Source organism: Natrinema saccharevitans, assembly GCF_001953745.1.
Lineage (GTDB): Archaea > Halobacteriota > Halobacteria > Halobacteriales > Natrialbaceae > Natrinema > Natrinema saccharevitans.
In genome coordinates this window covers 746832-765784 of sequence record NZ_LWLN01000001.1, presented here as the reverse complement: position 1 = coordinate 765784, position 18953 = coordinate 746832, and the positions used below count along the sequence as shown (strand labels likewise).

17 protein-coding genes are annotated in these 18953 nt (G+C 61.9%); 9 read left to right on the top strand and 8 right to left on the bottom strand.

What is annotated here, in order from left to right:
* Positions 1–25: 25 nt before the first annotated feature.
* Entirely contained in the window at positions 26–2959 is a 2934-nt protein-coding gene (locus A6E15_RS03975) for an oligosaccharyl transferase, archaeosortase A system-associated (protein ID WP_076143877.1), read from the bottom strand.
* Between the two features lie 172 nt (positions 2960–3131).
* Here A6E15_RS03975 and aglG point away from each other — a divergent pair, with 172 nt between their 5' ends.
* Positions 3132–4091 (top strand): glucosyl-dolichyl phosphate glucuronosyltransferase, encoded by a 960-nt coding sequence (gene aglG / locus A6E15_RS03970; protein WP_076143876.1) that lies wholly within the window; start codon positions 3132–3134, stop codon positions 4089–4091.
* Positions 4092–4106: 15 nt separating this feature from the next.
* On the opposite strand, the gene A6E15_RS03965 is transcribed toward aglG, so the two are convergent.
* The 4 genes from A6E15_RS03965 to A6E15_RS03950 all read right to left on the bottom strand — a co-directional run bounded on the left by A6E15_RS03965 (position 4107) and on the right by A6E15_RS03950 (position 8673).
* Positions 4107–5273 (bottom strand): glycosyltransferase, encoded by a 1167-nt coding sequence (locus tag A6E15_RS03965; protein WP_076143874.1) that lies wholly within the window; start codon positions 5271–5273, stop codon positions 4107–4109.
* Positions 5274–5344: 71 nt separating this feature from the next.
* Complete coding sequence (locus A6E15_RS03960) at positions 5345–6472, bottom strand: glycosyltransferase family 4 protein (RefSeq protein ID WP_076143872.1); 1128 nt, start codon at positions 6470–6472, stop codon at positions 5345–5347.
* 105 nt (positions 6473–6577) lie between these two features.
* Positions 6578–7594, bottom strand: a complete 1017-nt coding sequence (locus A6E15_RS03955) for an alkaline phosphatase family protein (protein ID WP_076143870.1) — start codon at positions 7592–7594, stop codon at positions 6578–6580.
* A 140-nt stretch (positions 7595–7734) separates the two neighbouring features.
* On the bottom strand, positions 7735–8673 hold the full coding sequence (locus A6E15_RS03950) for a hypothetical protein (protein ID WP_076143868.1): 939 nt from the start codon (positions 8671–8673) through the stop codon (positions 7735–7737).
* A 238-nt stretch (positions 8674–8911) separates the two neighbouring features.
* On the opposite strand from A6E15_RS03950, the gene A6E15_RS03945 reads away from it, so the two are divergent.
* The 6 genes from A6E15_RS03945 to aglM all read left to right on the top strand — a co-directional run bounded on the left by A6E15_RS03945 (position 8912) and on the right by aglM (position 15856).
* Positions 8912–9712 carry a hypothetical protein gene (locus tag A6E15_RS03945; protein ID WP_076143866.1) on the top strand — a complete coding sequence of 267 codons (801 nt, stop codon included), beginning with the start codon at positions 8912–8914 and terminating at the stop codon, positions 9710–9712.
* 70 nt (positions 9713–9782) lie between these two features.
* Positions 9783–10937 carry a glycosyltransferase family 61 protein gene (locus A6E15_RS03940; protein WP_076143863.1) on the top strand — a complete coding sequence of 385 codons (1155 nt, stop codon included), beginning with the start codon at positions 9783–9785 and terminating at the stop codon, positions 10935–10937.
* A gap of 254 nt (positions 10938–11191) precedes the next feature.
* Positions 11192–11989: an alkaline phosphatase family protein gene (locus tag A6E15_RS03935; RefSeq protein WP_084177333.1), complete on the top strand. Its 798-nt coding sequence runs from the start codon at positions 11192–11194 to the stop codon at positions 11987–11989.
* 171 nt (positions 11990–12160) lie between these two features.
* Positions 12161–13627 carry an oligosaccharide flippase family protein gene (locus tag A6E15_RS03930; protein ID WP_076143858.1) on the top strand — a complete coding sequence of 489 codons (1467 nt, stop codon included), beginning with the start codon at positions 12161–12163 and terminating at the stop codon, positions 13625–13627.
* Positions 13628–13771: 144 nt separating this feature from the next.
* Entirely contained in the window at positions 13772–14503 is a 732-nt protein-coding gene (gene aglF / locus A6E15_RS03925) for a UTP--glucose-1-phosphate uridylyltransferase AglF (protein WP_076143856.1), read from the top strand.
* 63 nt (positions 14504–14566) lie between these two features.
* Entirely contained in the window at positions 14567–15856 is a 1290-nt protein-coding gene (gene aglM / locus A6E15_RS03920) for a UDP-glucose 6-dehydrogenase AglM (RefSeq protein WP_076143854.1), read from the top strand.
* A 22-nt stretch (positions 15857–15878) separates the two neighbouring features.
* Here aglM and A6E15_RS03915 read toward each other — a convergent pair whose 3' ends face one another.
* Both A6E15_RS03915 and A6E15_RS03910 read right to left on the bottom strand, forming a co-directional pair.
* On the bottom strand, positions 15879–16394 hold the full coding sequence (locus A6E15_RS03915) for a metal-dependent hydrolase (protein ID WP_076143851.1): 516 nt from the start codon (positions 16392–16394) through the stop codon (positions 15879–15881).
* On the bottom strand, positions 16387–16929 hold the full coding sequence (locus A6E15_RS03910) for a hypothetical protein (protein ID WP_076143849.1): 543 nt from the start codon (positions 16927–16929) through the stop codon (positions 16387–16389). Before A6E15_RS03910 ends, A6E15_RS03915 begins: the two co-directional genes overlap by 8 nt.
* Before the next feature lie 202 nt (positions 16930–17131).
* On the opposite strand from A6E15_RS03910, the gene aglJ reads away from it, so the two are divergent.
* Positions 17132–18139 carry an S-layer glycoprotein N-glycosyltransferase AglJ gene (gene aglJ / locus A6E15_RS03905; protein WP_076143847.1) on the top strand — a complete coding sequence of 336 codons (1008 nt, stop codon included), beginning with the start codon at positions 17132–17134 and terminating at the stop codon, positions 18137–18139.
* A 101-nt stretch (positions 18140–18240) separates the two neighbouring features.
* Here the strand turns inward: aglJ and A6E15_RS03900 are convergent, their stop codons facing one another.
* Positions 18241–18570: a DUF5789 family protein gene (locus A6E15_RS03900; RefSeq protein WP_076143845.1), complete on the bottom strand. Its 330-nt coding sequence runs from the start codon at positions 18568–18570 to the stop codon at positions 18241–18243.
* Between the two features lie 147 nt (positions 18571–18717).
* On the opposite strand from A6E15_RS03900, the gene A6E15_RS03895 reads away from it, so the two are divergent.
* Positions 18718–18927, top strand: coding sequence for a ribbon-helix-helix domain-containing protein (locus tag A6E15_RS03895; protein ID WP_076143843.1), 210 nt, complete (start codon positions 18718–18720; stop codon positions 18925–18927).
* Positions 18928–18953 lie beyond the last annotated feature (26 nt).

Here is an 18953-nt window from a genome sequence, read left to right as displayed (position 1 = left end):
AAGCCTTCTTCTCGTCGTCGGCCGATCAGGTCGCCGGATCGGCGGCGATCGGCGCGACGGCCGCCGCCGTCTCGTTGTCCGTCGAGCCGTCGTCGGTCGTGCCATCGTCGGTCGTGCCGTCGTCGTCCGCCTCGTTGCCGGTCGTTTCGTTCCCAGCAGTTTCGTCGCTCTCGTTGCCCGTGTCGGTCTCGATCTCCTCGAGGGAGACGTCGACCGATTCGCCGTTGACGACGGCCGGTTCCGGAACCGTCGTTTCGCCGCCGTACTGGACGGTCTCGTTGCCGGACGGCGCGATTGCTCGAACGGTGTAGTTGCCCAGCGCTTCGACGCTACTGTCGGTGTGGCCGTCTTCGACACCGAGTTCGTCATTCGTCGCGTACGGGACGGTCACCTCGAAACTGCCGTCCGCGTCCACGTCGACGTTCTGCCTGTAGGAGAACGTCCGTCCGGGACCCGTCTCGAGCGGGACGCTGACTACGGCCGTGGCGTTGTCGGCGTCGATCGACTCGGCGTCGACGCTGCCGGTAATCGTCGCTCCCTCGACGCGTTCGTAGGTCTTGACTCTCGACTCGACGTGAGCGTCCCACATCGGAACGCCGAGTTGTTGATACACCTGATCGTTGCTTCGGGCCTGTGCGAGCTGTTGCTGGATCGCGGCCGTCTGATTGCTCCAGCCAGTCTCGAGATTCTGTCCGGTCGCACGGTTGTACTGGCTAAACGAGAGTGAATAGTGGGGGAGTCGCTGATTCCCGACCTGCATCCCGCCGACGATCGCGTAGTCGTCGCTCTCGTGAACCAGCCGGTAGTGTTCCATGCTGGCCGCGTCCTGCCGATACAGCGACGCAATCGTCGTGTTTTCGTAGTTTTCGTTGCTTGACGGAAGCTGAACCGTACTATTACCGGATCGATACTGTTCGTTCTGGACATACGAAGCGTAGTCCGGCCCGGTCCATGCCGTAATCGCACTAAATTTCCCGCCGATCATTTGATCGTCGATCATCACGTACCGGATCTCCTCGTCGGTCTCGTTGCCCTCGACGATCGTCTCGAGTTCCTCGTTGGACTGCTCGGAGACGGATTCGCCGGTGGCGATCGCGTCGAGGATCAGCTCCGCTCGCTCCTCGGACTGGGCGGTCAGGAACGCCGACGAGGATCGTGCGTTCTGCTGGAACGGGTTCGAGTGGGGAATCCGCTCGGCCTGGGTCGTTATCAGGTGGCCGTAGTCCCACCACGACAGCACGCCGTACGCGCCCTCGGGGTACTCGTAATCGCTACCCTCGGGGGAGTACGTACCGTAGTAGTCGAGCTGATCGGCGTTGTTCGCGTCGCCGTAGTTACCCGGTGCCGGCGTGTTCTCCTGGAGCCACTCGTTGGAGTCCTCCCACGTCGTAGCGGAAGGATGCGGTCCGCCACCCTGGGCGCTCCCCCACGCGGTCGCCGTCGCCAGCGGCGGAAGCAACGGCGCGAACAAGAGGACGACGACGAGAACGACGACGATCACCTGGTAGGTCTCGATCGATTTGATCGACTCGAGACTCCCCGTGAGATCGAGACTGAAGAGTTGGACGAGTTCCGCGATGAACGCGGCGTTGACGATCGCGACCGCGAGGACGAGGTAGTACGAGAACCGGACCTGGGTCGCGGTCATGCTGATCAGGAACAGCGACCAAACGATGACGAGGGTGTGTTCAGCCCGGAACTTCCGGCCCAGCAGGGGACGGATCGCGAGGAACGTGAGTCCCGCGAGCATCGTGTAGAACGCGCTGCCGAACTCCCGGAACACGTGCTCGAAGAAGGCGTCCGGGGGCTGGGCTTCCTGGATCGTAAGCGTCCCCGTACTCGGGTTGAGCGGCAGCAGTCGGCTCGTCAGGTTCCCGACGAACGTGTCGTAGAGGCCGGGGAGCGCGACCCACATGACCAGCACCGCGGCGGCGGCGATACCGACGATAGCGACCGGGTAGTAGCGCCGATCGAGGTCCCGATTGTTCCACTCCCGAGCGAGCCAGGCCATGAAGACACAGCCGAGGGCGACGAGGAGCGCGCTCAGCGGTTGGAGGAAGCTGAAACTCGTGATTCCGATCCCGGCCTGGTCGATCAGCAGCGTCGTCAGGACGGTCGTGACGCCCAAGCTGATGGCACCGACGAAGGCGACGTGATCGGGCGAGACGCCTCGGAGATAGTCGAGACAGAGCTGAACGGCGAAGAAGACACCGAAGATGCCGATCAGGACGATCGCCGACGGCCAGACCCAGACGTACAGCGCCATGGCGAGGCCCGCGAGAGCGCTGTAGATCGCCGGCGTTCGCAGCGCGTCCCAGTCTTTCGCGGCGAGCAGTTCGTACGCCGGCTTTTCGCGTTCCCCCGCGGTCAGTGCGACCATCATCGCGAGGACGGCGAACGCCATGAACAGGACCTCGCCGGCGTGGTGATCGAGTTGGCCGACGGTCGATCGCGAGAGGAACTGCCCCTTCGAGAGCGCGAGAACGACCACGGAGACGAGCCCACCGATGGTGCCGCCGAGGCGGCGGCCCGCGTAGAAGACGGGAATCGCGACCAGGGCGGCCATGACGGGGATCGCGAGCAGGGAGACCGCGTACAGCGTTTGGGGCGACGGATCGCCGAGGCCGACGATCATCGCGGCCGTGACGATGAGCTGATCGAACAGCGTCCCGAACTGACCGACGGAGGTGCCGGTCGGGAACCCGGTCCACACCTCGTAGGGCATCGTGTGCGGGTAGTTCTCGGCCGTCCAGCTGATCGTCCGCCACTGATACCACGAGTCGATACCCGCGAGCGCGGGCGTTCCATCGCCGGTGACGAACCGATCGTACGACTGGGTCCGCAACCAGACCATAAACAGCATCACGGCCCCGAGTACGGGGAGGTGATACCAGTTTTGTAGCGTCTCGAGGGTGGAGGTTTCAGTTCCCTCGTCGACGCGTTCGGTGTCCGTACTCATTAGGTTCCACCAGACCCAAGTCAAGAATAAGCCTTGTCATATACGCGTCGGCGTTTGATATCCCGTCACCCGAGGGCCGGGAGCGACGACACACCTATTTTCGGACCGTTCCTCCGCCGAGCGGGGCACTGAAGGAAAAGGCTTATTCTCGCCTCTCCGAAATCGATTCCCGATGAAGGTCTCCGTCGTCATCTGTACGTACGCGATGGACCGGTACGACGTCTTCTCCGAGTGTGTCGATAGCGTCCTCGCACAGACCTACGACCCGCTCGAGATCGTCCTCGTCGTCGACGGCAACGAGCCGGTCTTCGACCGCGTGCGAGACGACTACGGGGACCTCGAGGACGTCGTTCTCCACTGTAACGACGAGAACCAGGGCATCTCTTACAGTCGAACTCGCGGAGCCGAGATCGCGACCGGCGACGTGGTCGCGTTCATCGACGACGACGCCGTGGCCGAAGCGGACTGGGTCGCGGAACTGGCTCGCGTCTACGAGGAGACCGACGCGATCGCAGTCGGCGGCCACGTCGCCCCCGACTGGGTGACCGAAAAGCCCGACTTCTTCCCCGCGGAGTTCTACTGGCTCGTCGGCTGTGACGAGCGCGGGATGGGGGATCACATGGAGGAGTTGCGAAACACGTACGGCTCGAACATCTCCTACCGGCGGGACGTCTTCCTTGCCGTCGGCGGCTACGACGAGAACACCGGCCGAAAGGGCGACCGCCACATCCAGGCCCACGAAGCACCGGTCTGTATTCGGATGGCGAACAAGTACGGGAAGGGCGTGATCTACAACACCGACGCGGTCGTCCACCACAAGCTGTTCGACTACCGGGGCGACTTCCGGTGGCTCGTCGCCCGCTCGTTCTGGCAGGGCTACTCGAAACGAATCATGGACCTGCTGTTACCCGAGGCGAAGGGGGATAAAAACGAGTATCTCGGACAACTCATGCTCGAGTTCGTTCCGAGTCGGTTGTCGGAACTCGTGCGACGGCCCTCGAGTGCGAAGGTCCAACAGCTCGTGACTATCTTTATTTTTACCGCAGCGGTCGGCTTCGGTTACCTGTACGGACTGACCGACGTGGACCGGGCGGAACTGACCGCCGAACGCGACGCGCCGAGCGGCGCGTGACTGTCCGCGGTCGACTCAATCGCCGGTTTCGTACGCCTCGTACCAATCGGGCGTGATATCGGCGCTCGCAACCGCGGTATCGACCGCCTCCCGCATCCCCTCGTGGAACGCGTCCACGGAGAACCGCTCGGCGAAGGCAGCGATCTCCGACGGCGACCACTCGATCCCCTCCGTCTCGAACCGGCGGATCGTCTCGGCCAGCGAGGGCCCGGCTTCGCCCGATCGCGTGTGGCAGTAGCCGTTCTTCCCGTCGACGACCTGGAACTGTGTCATCCCCTCTTCGACGCCGAGCAGCGGCGTGCCGGCCGCCAGCGCTTCGACCGGAGCGATCCCGAAGTCCTCGTCGCGGCCGTTGAACACGAAGGCCTTCGCGCCCGACAGCAGGCGTCGTTTCTCGGCCTCGTCGACGTAACCCAGGAACTCGACGTTGTCGCCGGCCAACCGCTCGAGGCGCTCGCGTTCGGGACCGTCGCCGGCGACGAGCAGTCGCCGACCGAGGTCGTTGAACGCCCTGACGATCCCGTCGACGTCCTTGTGCCAGTCCAGCCGCGAGAGTGTCGCGTAGTACTCGCCGGTCTCCTCGTCGTTCGGGTCGTACTCGTGGGTATCGACGGGCGGATAGACGACGCTGATCTTCTCGCTCGGTACGCCCCAGTAGCGCTCGAGGCGGCGCTTGACGAGTTCGGAGTTGACGACGTAGCGGTCCGGCCGGTGAGTGTTGTGATCGAACAGGACCCGAATCGCGTAATAGAGGAGTAATCGGAGCCGAGGGAAGCGGCCGGACTCGACCTCGGTGATCTGGTCGGACTGCCTGCGGTTCGTGTGATGGACGTAGGCGACCCAGGTCTGCTCGGTCGGGGCGACGTAAAACAGCGGCTCGTTCCCGCTCGTGACGAGGACGTCGTACTCCCGCAGGGGCTCGGCGAGCTGCCAGCCCACGAGGTGCGCGAGCTGTCGCGCCAGCCCGCCCCGCTCGAGGGCTCGGTTCAGTAACCGGCCCTGGATGAGCTGTTCGGCCTCGATGTCGGTCGGCTCGATCGACTCGTCGCGCCAGCCGACGTAGAACGGCGCGTCTTCGAAGACACGGGCGAGTTCCCAAGCGAGGCGATCGCCACCGCCGTTGGCGTGTTCGCCCCAGTGGGCGACCGCCAGTCCTCGGCTGGCGGGTTCGAAATTAGTCATTACGTCCGTCTTCTCAACCGACGGGCATATCCTTCACGGGTTGATCGGCGGCTGCAAGTGGCCGCTCACTGTCAATCACGCAAGACTCGCTCGTAGACCTCGTGAAACTGTGGCACGACGACGTCGGGGTGATACCGGTCTTCAACGAACTGCCGATTCTCTCGGGCGATCCGGTCGCGGTTCGCGATGGCGTGTTCGATGCACTCGCCCAGACTCGCTGGATCGCCGGGTGTCGCCAGCAGCTCCGATTGCGGGACGGTTTCGGCCGGACCGCCGATATCGGTCGCGACGACGGGCAATCCAGCCTGCATGGCCTCGAGGATCGTCCGGCCGAACGGCTCCGGCCAGACGCCGGGGTGGACGAATACGTCCGCGTCAGCGTACGCTCGTGTGACCGCCTCGTAGGGGACCGAGCCGGTGAACTCGATTCTGTCGGCCGCGGCGGTATCCGCGGCCCGCTCCGCCAGTGTGTCTCGTTCCGGGCCGTCGCCGACGACCGTCAATTCGACCTGCTCGGGGAGCCAGTCCATTGCATCGATCAGATACCGAACGCCCTTCGTGTCCCGGAGGTAGCCGACGTACAGCAACCGGAACCGGCCCGTCTCTCCTGAGTCGTCGGGGACGGAAAACGACGGATCGAGCATGTTCGGGATCACCTCGTAGTCGGCGTCCTCGAGGCCGTTGTTTCGGTAGACGCGCTCGACGGCGCTGCTGAGCGGCAGGAACAGGTCGATGTTCGACATCTGTCCCAGCAGGCGGGACCGTTCGAGACGCAACAACGTCTGCTCGTACAGTCGACGCTTGAACGACGGGGTCACGTTCACCTCGGCCCAGTCGACGAGCGGGTACGCGTTCAGCGTCGCCACCGCGGGAACGTCGAGCGTCGCGGAGAGCCGTCCCACGGCGGGATGGAGGTGCATGTTGTACGCGTGAATTACGTCGGGATCCGGACCGACCGCCCTGAGTTTCCGGTAGGCGATTTCGTTCGGTAGGGTGTAGGGATACTGAGGAACGTCCGTAAGTCGGAAAACCGGAACTTCCCCGACCGTTTCCGTCGACTCGCCGTCGAACGAGTAGACGACGACTTCGTCGACGGCGTCTCGAACGTGAAGCTGTTCGGCGAGCAAGCGGGCGCTGATCTCACCGCCGCCGGCGTGGGTCGGCGGGTAGCGAGGGGTGACGAGGGCGAGTCGTGTCATTAGTATCATCTCGTTGCCCTCCGATTAGCGGAGGTAACCTGAGCAGTGGTTCTCATACCGCTTTCTTCATACCACTCCTTTCAGCTCGGAGTCATCATTCCCGAATTACATTTTGTATCCTAAGGCCTCGAGTTGCTCGGCGAGATCGTTATCCGCGTCGTTCGTCGATGGTGCTTCGAACTCCGGAGTGTACGAACCGGTGTCCGTTGCGGACGTCTCTACCCATGGCACGTTTCGGACGTTCGGATGCATGCTACCCGTTTTGTGGCCGAACTCCCAGAATTCACCGAACGCGTCACCGTGATCGGACGAGATAACGACCCGTTCGGCGTCCATGTTTTGCAGGAGTAGTTCTACGTCGTCGAGTACGAACCGTAGTTCGTCCAGATACGTCTCCCAAATCGTGTCTTTATCATCCGTTTCCCCTATGTATCCCCACCAGTCTCGTTCGTGTTTGTACAACGGGCGGTCTTCCTCGAGCGCCCGCGCCATGTAGGGTGGGTGTGGCTGAAGATAGTGGAGAATAAGACGGTCGAAGCTCTCATTGCGGGCGACATCGATACCCCTGTCAGTTACGTATCGAGGCGGCGTCCCTCCCTCAGTGTGGCCCAGTGGTCCCGATTCGCCAACCGGTTCGCATTCGAACAGGTACTCGCACTTCCCCAGCGTCTCTACGCCGACGGTCGGGATTCTGTCCAGTAGATCATAGGTAAAGCTTTTATCAGCTAACGATCCGGCATCGGGGCTTGCAGTGTCGAGGATCGGCTCCGTGAAGACGTTCGTAGTGAGGTACGCCGTTTCCCGGATCGTCCCCTCGTATTCGTCGACGAACGTCTTGGCGATCCACTCGGGGGATCGACCGCCGACCGAACGAATGCTATCAACCGATGAGATGAAGTCGTACTCGTCGGCAACCGCGCGAAGCGCGTCGACACGGCAGGTATCCAGCAGAATCAACACCTCCCACTCGCGTGTGAAGACGTTCGTCCCGATGGTCGTTACCGTATTTGCATACGTCATTGGGATCCGATAGAAAAGTTCGTAAAGAGTCTCGTCAACGGCCTGATCGGGGTTCTTTAGAGCCCTCTTAATATTGTCGACGCTCACTTCGTGCCGCAGCATTGGTCTGAAGTAGCCAACGGCAGGGATAATATTTGCGATAAAACCTGCTGATTTCGGTAAAATACTCGACTAAATACCATAAATAATTATATAATATATTTATCTTTATACTGTGGAGAGTATAAAATACCTATCGGAGCTTATCGATACCCAAGTGATCGTAGCCGATCCTCAACCTCCGCTTCGCTTCCCCGGTTGATCTCAGTGGGACTATCGGCTGTAATAGTTCTTCTATTGTTTGTCTTAATCTCGAGCCACGGTACGACGTACAATTCCTTGTTCTTTAGATGTTCCCATGAGTGTCCGTATTTCGGTTTTGTGAACCTCGTGAATTGATCACCGAGTAGTTCGCCGTGATCGGCACTCACAACGGTCTTTCCGGAGAGTGCGTTCGATACCTTCTCTGCATATTCGACCGCGGTCGCTACGTTTTCCCGATACGCTTCACGTATCCGTGGGAGGGAAAGTTCGCCTCGTTCAACGCGTGCAGTGAAGTCCGTCTCCTCTCGTTCACCATTCGATTCCTCGTAGGACAACATTCTATTGTATCCTCCTAGATTGTACTCTTCTCTTAATTTTCGTCCTGTTGGCCCGATAAACGGCCGGTGGGGTTGCATAAAATGGATGATCAATCGTTTGTTCGGATACTCCTCGTGTGCGTCTATCGCTGCATTGAGTACGTCTTCGGGAAGGACAGTTTCGTATTCATCGTTCCACGCTTCGAGATGGAGCATTTTTACGGCATGGAACACGTCATCGGAGAGTTTTCCTGTATGAGGGTTTGCCGTGACGTAGACGGTGTCGTGGAGGTCACGGTTGGCGAAGTTCGCCTGCATGAACGGCCAACTCGATCCTCCTTTTGAGACGACTGATGTTAACTTCCCGTCTATCGTGTTTTCCGATTTGAACGAGTCATAACGGCACGCATCAAGGAGAATAAGGTTATCCCAGTCTTTCGACATCACATCGATTCCATCCCCAAACCGGAACTGAAATATTTTCCGTTGGAGTTCCCAGAGAACGTACTCCGGTTCGCGCAGTAACTTCCGAAAGTTCTCGAGAGTATATCGCTCTGGCATTGCCTAGAAATGCCAATTCCAATGGTTTGATTGTACCGCTTACCCGTTCGCTTGCTGAACCGAAACGTTATTTCCCCAGAAGGAAGTTCCACATCGTATGCGTCACCATCTCCGCAAAGCGAAGGAACTCTACGCCAGCGGAGGGTTACTTCAAACCTCTACGAGCGTATTACGATACGTTCCTATCGAACTCAATAATCTGGTTTTCCGCCTTCGACACGGAAACGGAACCCATATCATGTCTGAAGATTGGGACAATTTGCTAATTCTAGACGCCTGTCGCTACGACATGTTCGCGGATCGGATCGATATCGATGGCGAACTCGAGTCACGGATTTCGCTGGGATCGAGTAGCGAGGAGTTCTTGGAACGGAATTTCACGTCGGGGACGTTCCACGATACCGTCTACGTTAACGCGAACCCGTACGTTCCACGTCTAAATCTTGATGAAGACACGTTCCATGCCGTCATCGATTGTCTGGGTGACTGGGATACGGAGTTACAGACCGTAACCCCGGAAACCGTCGCACGAGCGGCGGTAGACGCCCACGAAACCTACCCTGACAAGCGTCTTATCGTCCACTTCATGCAACCACACACGCCGTTTATCGGCAAACTCGGTCGAAACATGGCCGGCGGCGGATGGACGATGGATCTCGACGTAGAGGAGGAACCGGGTATCTGGAACCATCTCCGAAACGGGACCGTCGATGTGGACATAGAAACGGTCTGGAAGGCGTATCTGGAGAATCTCGACGTCGTCCTCGAGGAAGTCGCCGACCTGCTCGAGACGCTCGAGGGCAAGTCGGTGATCACGGCCGACCACGGCAACTTCGTCGGGGAGCGGCTATCGCCGATCCCGAGCCGCCGAAAGTACGGGCATCCGTACGGCGTCCACGCCGAGGAACTGGTCAAGGTCCCCTGGTTCGTCGTGGAGGGCGACGGCCGTAGGGAGGTCCGAACGGAACCGCCTGTCGAGCAGGAAAGCGTCGATGAAGAAACCGTCGACGAGCGTCTCGAGGCGCTGGGGTATCGATGACCGGGTGCCTCGCCCAGCACCGACGGCGATCGGTACCGCCGGGAGCGACAACGCATTCGCTCACGGGAACATGATACCGACTGAGTTCAGTCCTCGAAAGCTAACGCGAAAGCTCGCGGCCGACGGGGCCGGGGAGTCGATCGTCGCGGCCGGCGATTTGCTGACCCGGAAACGACTCGGTCGGCCCGTCTTCGATCCGCTCGTCGAACGTGGCGTCGTTCGGACCATCTCCCGGGACGCCCTCGGATCGACCGCAAGTGAAATCATCACGGTTCCGGGAGACGACGGGGAGCAGTCGTCCCCGTTCGTCGCGCTCGTCGAGGATGGACGCGTCCTCTCGGAGACCGGACTGGCACTGACCCCGCAACGCGAAATCCTCGAGGAAAGCGCCGCCGCGCCGGACCAGGCTCAGCAGGCGATGATGGCGATGCTCTCCAGACAACTGTTCTACGGCGACGCCCCGCTCCGTGGCCTGCTATCGGGACATCGCCGACGCGACTTCCGCGAAGTCGCCGACTCGCTGGACACCGCCGCACCGCTTATGCCACGGTATCCGAACTACTATCACTGGATCGTCGAGACGGTTCCGAAGATCCGCTATATCCGGGCGTTCGAGGATGCAACCGGCGAGCGCGTGACACTGTTGATACCGCAGGATGCGCCGCCGTTCGTTGACGAAACGCTCGAGTTGCTCGAGTGGCCCAAGTGGCGAATCGAGTACGCGACGAAACCGGCATACGACGTCTCGCGTCTCGTCGTCCCGTCGTTCCCGGAGCGACGCGCCGAGGACTTCGCGTGGCTCCGCGGAGAGATACTCGACCGCGCGCCCGAAACGACGCCGGAGAGCGGCGACAACGTCTATGTCTCGCGTGCCAATGCCGTCGAACGTCGCGTGGTAAATGAAACAGAGGTCATGGATGTCCTGTCGCAGTTCGGCTTTTCGTGCTATCGGCTGGAGGAACGGTCACTCGAGCGGAACGCGCGGCTGTTCGCCGATGCAGACGTTGTCGTCGGTCCGCACGGAGCGGGCCTCACCGACATCGTCTTCGCCGACGACTGCACTCTCGTAGAACTGTTCGGCGACAAGGTCAAACAACCCTACCGGCTGTTGGCGGCGACGCTCGGCGTCTCGTACGAACCGATGTACTGTCGGGCAGAGTCGGCTGATATTGTTGTGGATACAATATTACTGAAAGAAACGGTTCGAGAGATACAGAGTCAATAGTCTCTTGGAATCCACTGTCGACCGCAAAGCGGAGAGTGCTGGAACGACGAAAGTGGCTTGAGTAGGGGACAGCATGTATTCAAACACCCGTACACACCAGAATTATGAACAATCATTATACACTCGAGAACTTGAAACGGGCGATACGGAACCCGGTTCTGATCGGCCGAGAGGCGGTTCGGTTGACTAGCTGGCCAATACATAAGGGATACGGCAAATACACCGATCGAAAATACGGGGAAGGGCTCGACGTCATGGCAGAGGACTGGGACAACCTGATCATCCTCGACGCGTGTCGGTACGACTATTTCGAGCGTCTCAACACGATCGACGGGACGCTTTACAAGGCACCGTCGAAAGGGAAGAAAAGCTGGGAGTTCATGCGGGAGAACTTCGCGACGGGGGAGTTTCACGATACTGTTTACGTGACGGCGAACCCGTTTTCGACCGATCTCGATGCGGAGACATTCTATCACATCGATCACCTCCACGCCGATCGGTGGGACGAAGACATCGGAACAGTCCAGCCGGACGATGTCGTCAGCGCGGCGATCGCTGCCCACGAGCAGCATCCCGACAAGCGACTGATCGTTCATTTCATGCAGCCCCATCGACCCTATCTCGGGGAGACGGCGGACAAACTACGGCGGCGACTGGACCTTCAGGGGTACGGGAAACACGACGAGGGGATCCAGATCTGGGGCGCAGTCAAACAGCGGGACGTGACGTTTCAGGAGATCCGTGATGCCTACACCGAAAGCCTCGAGATAGCGCTCGGCCACGTCGAGGAACTGCTCGAGGCGGTCCCCGGGAAATCCGTTGTCACCGCCGATCACGGAGAGATGCTCGGCGAGCGGGTCTACCCGTTCACGAGCCGAGTCTGGGGTCACATGGAAGGGTTCAGTACGCCGACGCTTCGCGAGGTCCCGTGGCTGGTCATCGGGGCGGACGACCGCCGTGAGATCCGCAGTTCGGACCCCATCGAATCCGAGAGAGAGCTGGACGACGACGAGATAACGGACCGATTGGAAGCCTTAGGATACGCTGATTAACGGCGCGGGTTCGATAGCGGGCGACGGCACACCACCAGAGCGGTCCGGTTCGGTCGGCGGTCGGATCCGTCGCGACGGCCTCGTGCGAACTCCATCAGTTTCGACTCGAATCGACGGACCGAAGAACCCATACGCGGATAGATCGAATCAACGCCCTCTCAGTGTCCACATATGCGTCTCGGCCAAACTTCCGTCATATATTTTATTTCGAAATTCTTCGCATCGGGACTCGGATTTCTGGCGACCGTCTATATCGCCAGAATGCTCGGTGCGGGTCCGCTCGGCGTTTACAGCGTTGCCATCGGACTCGTTTCGTGGCTCGCCATCGTGGGGAAAGTCGGCCTCTCCGGAGCGATATCGAAGCGGGTTTCGGAGGGAGAAGATCGGGGGGAGTACGCCCTGGCGGGAGCGACTATTATCTTCGGTCTGTTCGTTCTCATCGGCTGTGGACTCATATTGTTTCGAGCGCGGATCACGGGCTATGTCGGGTATCCAGCCACGGGATATATCGTGGTAATTCTACTGGTAGTCCTTCTCAATAGTCTGCTCAATTCGCTTCTCACTGGATTACATTTAGTACACGTAAGCGGCGCTCTATCACCGGTCCGAACGGGAAGCCGAGCATTATTTCAGATCAGTCTCATTGCCGCCGGCGCAGGCACGGCTGGACTGTTCACCGGTCATATCGTCGGCTACTGTCTCGTTATTCTGGTCGGCGGGTACTTCGTCGTGCGGAATTTGTCCGAGGTCTCACGGCCCGAGCGACAGCACTTCGAGCGACTCGTGGAGTTCGCGAAGTTCTCCTGGCTGGGTAGTCTCCAGTCGCAGATGTTCAGCTACACCGATATCATTGTCCTCAGACTTTTCGTTTCGTCGGGTCTGATCGGCGTCTACGCGGCGGCCTGGAATATCGCGGAATTTCTCATCCTCTTCAGCGGCGCGCTCAGTTCCACCCTGTTTCCCGAAATGAGTTCGCTCTCAGCCAAAGAGGATTCACAGGCCGTCGCGGGAATCGTCGAACAATCCCTCGCGTTCGCCGGGCTCTTTTTGATTCCCGGGCTGTTCGGTGGGACACTCCTCGGTGAGCGGCTCCTCCGAATCTACGGCCCGGAGTTCCCGAAGGGGGCAACGGTCCTGACACTCCTAATCGTCGCAAATCTCCTCATGGGCTATCAGAACCAGCTGCTGAACACCCTCAATGCGGTCGACCGCCCCGATCTCGCCTTCAGGGTCAACGTCACGTTCGTGGGGCTCAACGTTACGTTTAACGTCGTGTTGATCTACCTGTACGGATGGCTTGGCGCGGCCGTAGCGACGATGGCTTCAGTCGCGGTCAGTCTCATGCTGGCGTACTACCACGTGGACGCGATCATCGACTTCGCGGTCCCGACGGGCGAGATCGCCAAACAGTGGTTCGCCGCCGTTCTCATGGCCGGCGTGGTGTACGCCGGACTCTGGACGGAGTCGACCTACGGACTGCTCAACCACAACGTCGCAACTGTCGTGTTGCTCGTCGGTCTCGGTGCCGGCGTCTACTTCGCTGTGCTATTGGGAATCTCGACGGAGTTCCGGACGGTCGTCGACCAGAACGTGCCGTTCGACCTGCCGGTCTCCTCGAGTGGCTATAGTAGGCGCTGAAACGATTCACACGCTGATCGCAGCGCAGTCGTGCGATCAGGTGTGCAATGACGTTCAGCGGCTACTATAGTTGAACTGGGTCGCACCGGTCGCGACCGCTGCTATCTCCCAAAGTATTTGTCCAACTCTTTCGACCCATTCGGTATGCAAGCAGTCGTGCTGGCCGCGGGCAAGGGAACCCGCCTCCGGCCGCTTACGGAAGACAAGCCGAAGGTTCTCGTCGAGGTCGACGGAACTCCCCTCATCGAGGACGTCATGGACAACCTCATCGAGATCGGCGCGACCGAGTTCGTCCTCGTCGTCGGCTACATGAAAGAGAAGATCATCGAGCGCTACGGCGACGAGTACCGCGGCGTTCCGATCACCTACGCCCACCAGCGCGAACAACTCGGACTCGCCCACGCCATCCTGCAGGCGGAACCCCACGTCGACGACGACTTCATGCTCATGCTCGGGGACAACGTCTTCCGAGCGAACCTCGGGGACGTGATCAACCGCCAGCGGGAGGAACGGGCCGATGCCGCCTTCCTCGTCGAAGAGGTCCCCTACGACGAGGCATCGAGATACGGCGTCCTCGACACCAACGAGTACGGCGAGATCGTCGAGGTAATGGAGAAACCGGACGATCCGCCGTCGAACCTCGTCATGACGGGTTTCTACACGTTCACGCCGGAGATCTTCCACGCCTGTCACCTGGTCCAGCCCTCCGGCCGCGGCGAGTACGAACTACCGGACGCGATCGATCTGCTGATCCAGTCCGGTCGGACGATCGACGCGATCCGGATGGACGGCTGGCGCATCGACGTCGGCTATCCGGAGGACCGAGAGAGAGCCGAAGAACGACTCGCCGAACTCGAGAACGAAGACGACCAGTAACTGACGGTCGACTATCGCTCCGAACCCAAAAACAACTAATCGCTACCGTTCGACTCTCCGTTCATGCACGTTTCTATCGTCGGCAGCGGTTACGTCGGCACGACAGTCGCCGCCTGCCTCGCCGACCTCGGTCACGACGTGGTCAACGTCGAAATCGACGAGGACATCGTCGCCAGCATAAACGCCGGCGAGGCACCGATCCACGAGTCCGGACTCGAAGAGCGGATCGCCGCCCACGCCGGCACCCGTCTCCGCGCGACGACCGACTACGATGCCGTCCGCGAGACGGACGTTACCTTCCTCTGTCTCCCCACGCCCCAGTCCGACGACGGAAGCCTCGATCTCGCGATCATGGAGGCCGGGGCGGAGTCGCTCGGCCGCGCCCTCGCGAGCAAGGACGACGATCACCTCGTGGTCGTCAAGAGTACGGTCCTGCCCGGGACCACCGAGGATGTCGTCGCGCCGATCCTCGAGGCCGAGTCCGGAACCCCCATCGGCGAGGGGATCGAGGTCGCCATGAACCCCGAGTTCCTCCGGATGGGAACCGCGGTGCAGGACTTCCTCGAGCCGGACAAGGTCGTCTTCGGCACGGCGAGCGACGATGCGGCGGCCACCCTCCGCGAGCTGTACGCCCCGATTCTCGAGCGCGACGGGACCGATCCGGTCGAGACCGACGTTCGGGAGGCCGAACTCATCAAGTACGCGAACAACGCCTTCCTCGCGTCGAAGGTCTCGCTGGTCAACGAGTTGGGCAACGTCGCCAAGGCCTACGGCGCGGACGCCTACGAGGTCCTCGAGGCGGTCGGGCTCGACGATCGGATCTCCGAGCGGTTCATGCGCTCCGGCCTAGGCTGGGGCGGCTCCTGTTTCCCCAAGGACGTCAACGCCCTGCGGGCCGGTGCCCGCGAACAGGGGTACGAGCCGGAACTGCTCGACGCGGCCGTCGCGGTTAACGACGGCCAGCCGCGGCGGCTCGTCGATCTCCTCGCGGACCACGTTCCACTCGAGGGTGCCCGCATCGCGGTACTCGGACTGTCGTTCAAGCCCGGCACCGACGACGTGCGCAAGTCCCGCGCGCTCGACGTGATCGACGTCCTGACGGCGCGCGGCGCGGACGTCGTCGCCTACGATCCGGTCGCGATCGAGAACGTCCGCCCCGATTACCCCGACATCGAGTACGCCGACTCGTCGGAGGGCGCGCTCACGGACGCGGACGGCGCGGTCGTCGCCACCGGCTGGCCGGAGTTCGACGGGCTCTCGGTCGATGGAATGGCCCGCACAGTCGTGGTCGACGGCCGCCGGATCGACGTCGACGAGGACGCACTCGAGGTTTACGAGGGGCTGACCTGGTAGCCCGCGACTCGCGGACCGGTTCTCAGTCGGCCGTCGTCGCGTCTCCCTCCCGATGCTCGCGTCGGCGGGCGACCGCCCGAGCGAGGGCGGCACACGTCCCGGCGACGAGCGCCGGCCAGCGGTCGGTACTCAGATAGAGGTCCCCTGCCGGAAGCCGGACCGAGGTCAGCGGCCAGAAGACGGCGTAGCTCTCCCCCGTCGGCGTCACGAGTCCGAGATCGAGGAGGTGGTGCGACGCGGCCCCGAGCGCGACCAGCGCGAGAACGGTCCGACGGTACTCGGGCGCGAACAGCAGTACACAAAGCGCCGCCGCAAGGACCGACCCGACGACGGTATGCAACGCCGACCAGCGAAACGGAACGCCGAGCAGGTCGCTGACGACGATCGCCGGAACGACGAGGTCGACCTTCGCGAGGTCGGGCGAGAGCGCGCCGAGCATCACCAGCGTCACGTGGCCTCGGTCGAACCACCCGTACAGGACCGACAGCGCCGTCCCGATCGCGTAGCCGACGAGGACGTGCGTGAGCAGGTCAGGCATCCCGATCACTCCCGTCCCCGCGATCCGCGTCCTCGAGCGAGCGCGGGCCCGTCCGCCGAACGACCGCGAGTCGATCGCGATCGAACCGCCAGTCGGTCGCGAACCGACCGGCCGTCCAGAGGCCACCGAGAAGGGAGACGACGAGCATGTACGCCGTCCCGATCGGGTCGCCGACAGTCGTTCGCTCGGCGGCGAGGGTCGATTCGTCGACGAGCCGTCCGGACGCCGTCACGCGATCGCCCCGCTCGAGGGGGCCGTCCCCGTTGTGCAGTCGGTCGCTCGCGTCGACCACCCTGAACCTCCCGCCGCCGGGACGGGTCGCGACGACGACGGGATCGGCGTCGGCGGCCCGCCCGGAGAGGACGACCCGCTCGCCGACGTACGCCCCGCGGTTTTGCGTCACCTCGCCCGCGGTCGGATACTCGCTCTCGAGGGGATCGGCGGTCGCGCCCGCTCCCAGCGAGAGCCCGACCAGTGCGACGAGGAGGACGACGCCGGCGAAGCGACGATCGGGCCGCCCGAACGGATTCCACATACGGCGACGGGTCAACGCTCGCCGGGGTATGGTTTGGGTTTGCGACAGTCGCGGCCGTCGGTTCCATCGTTCGTCGGTGACCTGCAGTCCCGGTAGTACCGGTCCGTTCGTGCCGACGGCGGCACCGATCGAGCGGCCAATATAAAGGCCCGCCGGTGATCAATCAGCAACCTTTTGCAGTTACGCGGGTGAGTAGTCGTCGATGGAGGATGACGTGGTACGTTCGGGGTCGGATCCTCGGCCGGACGTCGAGGAGGTAATCGCGATGACCGACGACTCCCGCGAGATCACCTCCGACGAGGTCTGTATCCTCATTCCCACGCTCGACGAGGCCGCCACGATCGGCGACGTGATCGAGGGCTTTTACGACGAGGGATACACGAACGTCGTCGTCATCGACGGCGACTCGAGCGACGAGACTCGCGAGATCGCCCGCGATCACGGTGCCGAGGTGATCGTCCAGTCGGGCAGCGGGAAGGGCCAGGCGGTCCGCGAGGCCCTCGAGTACATCACCGTTCCCTACGTGTTGATGCTCGACGGCGACGGGACCTACGATCCGGCCGACGCCGACCGGATGATCGAACCGCTCTCCCGGGGCTACGAACACGTCATCGGCAACCGCTTCGCCGACATGGACGACGACGCGATGCGGGCGCTGAACGGGTTCGGCAACCGAGTGATAAACCGCGCGTTCGGGTTCGTCCACGGCGCGAACTACGAGGATATTCTGTCGGGGTATCGGGCCTTTACCGTCGACTCCTTCGAGCGCCTGTCGCTCGACTCGGACGGCTTTACGATCGAGACCGAACTCGCCGTCGAGTGTGTCAAACACGGAGTCGAAACGACCGTCGTTCCGGTCAGTTACAGCGCCCGTCCCGAGGAGTCCGAAACCAACCTCCACCCGATCAAGGACGGCGGTACCATCCTGCTCGCGCTGTACTCGCTCGCCAAGACGAACAACCCGCTGTTTTACTTCGGGAGTCTCGGCATCACCGGCATCGTCTCGGGCGGTCTCATCGCGATGTACGTCCTCTGGGAGTGGATCCAGTACCAGCAGGGCCACGAGATCATGGCGCTTGTCTCTGCGGCCGCCATCCTGCTTGGCGTACAACTGCTCATGTTCGGCGTCCTCTCGGACATGCTCGTGACGCTGCACCGCGAGCAACGTCGCCGCCTCGAGCGGATCGCCCGGGACGAACCCGAGAAGTAACGGCCGCTCGCGACGCCGCCGAGCGGCCGATCCGCTCGGGACGCTCCCCGGTATTGCTTCGCGGCCGATACAGCGCCGCGACGGCTCTTGAGCGAGCGCGTTCAGAAGGGCAACAGCGAGCGGACCTGTGCGACGACCCCGCCCGAGCGGTTCCGCCGATACTCCTCGAAGGGTTCGTGGAGCGCGTTCAGCAGTTCCTGCCGGGAATCGAACTGTTGGGCCGGGACCCGCTCGAGCATCTCGGACAGCGCAACGTCGTTGCCGTGGACATCGTAGGGGATGCGTTCGTGGCCGAGCGCCGCGTTGACGTCGTCTTTCGTGGCCGGAAAGCGCAGATCGGCGTCCTTGAGGCGGGCGTCGACGGCCGCGATGCCGAACTCGATGCTGTCGGGTTCCTCGTCGTCGCCGCTCGATGGTGGCCGTACTCCCATACCTGTACCTCCCGATACGGAGCCGGATATAAAAATGGCTGTGGAGACGGTCGAGATCGACGGCGATCTGACGGGACAACCCCGGGCGAGTCGCCGACGAGCGTCGCCCGTCGACACGCCTTTGGGGACCGCGACGGAGTATGGTGTATGACCGACTACACCACGGTGTCGATCCCGAAGGACCTCGCGGACCGCGTCGAAGAGACGATCGAAGGGACGAGCTTTCAGAGTACGAGCGACCTCGTCCGCTTCCTGCTTCGCAGCATCGTGATCCAGCACCAGAAGGAGGGCGAACTCACCGAAGCGGAGTTCGAGGAGATCACCGAACAGCTCCGCGGGCTGGGCTACCTCGAGTAGACCGCGGCCACCCGATCGCGTCGTTC

Excerpts from the sequence above, each read along its gene's own strand:
- aglF (WP_076143856.1), top strand. The coding sequence starts at position 13,772 with ATGCAAGCAGTCGTGCTGGCCGCGGGCAAGGGAACCCGCCTCCGGCCG.
- A6E15_RS03940 (WP_076143863.1), top strand. The coding sequence starts at position 9,783 with ATGATACCGACTGAGTTCAGTCCTCGAAAGCTAACGCGAAAGCTCGCG.
- A6E15_RS03975 (WP_076143877.1), bottom strand. The coding sequence starts at position 2,959 with ATGAGTACGGACACCGAACGCGTCGACGAGGGAACTGAAACCTCCACC.
- aglM (WP_076143854.1), top strand. The coding sequence starts at position 14,567 with ATGCACGTTTCTATCGTCGGCAGCGGTTACGTCGGCACGACAGTCGCC.
- A6E15_RS03915 (WP_076143851.1), bottom strand. The coding sequence starts at position 16,394 with ATGCCTGACCTGCTCACGCACGTCCTCGTCGGCTACGCGATCGGGACG.
- A6E15_RS03955 (WP_076143870.1), bottom strand. The coding sequence starts at position 7,594 with ATGCTGCGGCACGAAGTGAGCGTCGACAATATTAAGAGGGCTCTAAAG.
- A6E15_RS03900 (WP_076143845.1), bottom strand. The coding sequence starts at position 18,570 with ATGGGAGTACGGCCACCATCGAGCGGCGACGACGAGGAACCCGACAGC.
- aglG (WP_076143876.1), top strand. The coding sequence starts at position 3,132 with ATGAAGGTCTCCGTCGTCATCTGTACGTACGCGATGGACCGGTACGAC.
- A6E15_RS03895 (WP_076143843.1), top strand. The coding sequence starts at position 18,718 with ATGACCGACTACACCACGGTGTCGATCCCGAAGGACCTCGCGGACCGC.
- A6E15_RS03910 (WP_076143849.1), bottom strand. The coding sequence starts at position 16,929 with ATGTGGAATCCGTTCGGGCGGCCCGATCGTCGCTTCGCCGGCGTCGTC.
- A6E15_RS03935 (WP_084177333.1), top strand. The coding sequence starts at position 11,192 with ATGGCAGAGGACTGGGACAACCTGATCATCCTCGACGCGTGTCGGTAC.
- A6E15_RS03930 (WP_076143858.1), top strand. The coding sequence starts at position 12,161 with ATGCGTCTCGGCCAAACTTCCGTCATATATTTTATTTCGAAATTCTTC.
- A6E15_RS03960 (WP_076143872.1), bottom strand. The coding sequence starts at position 6,472 with ATGACACGACTCGCCCTCGTCACCCCTCGCTACCCGCCGACCCACGCC.
- A6E15_RS03950 (WP_076143868.1), bottom strand. The coding sequence starts at position 8,673 with ATGCCAGAGCGATATACTCTCGAGAACTTTCGGAAGTTACTGCGCGAA.
- A6E15_RS03965 (WP_076143874.1), bottom strand. The coding sequence starts at position 5,273 with ATGACTAATTTCGAACCCGCCAGCCGAGGACTGGCGGTCGCCCACTGG.
- A6E15_RS03945 (WP_076143866.1), top strand. The coding sequence starts at position 8,912 with ATGTCTGAAGATTGGGACAATTTGCTAATTCTAGACGCCTGTCGCTAC.
- aglJ (WP_076143847.1), top strand. The coding sequence starts at position 17,132 with ATGGAGGATGACGTGGTACGTTCGGGGTCGGATCCTCGGCCGGACGTC.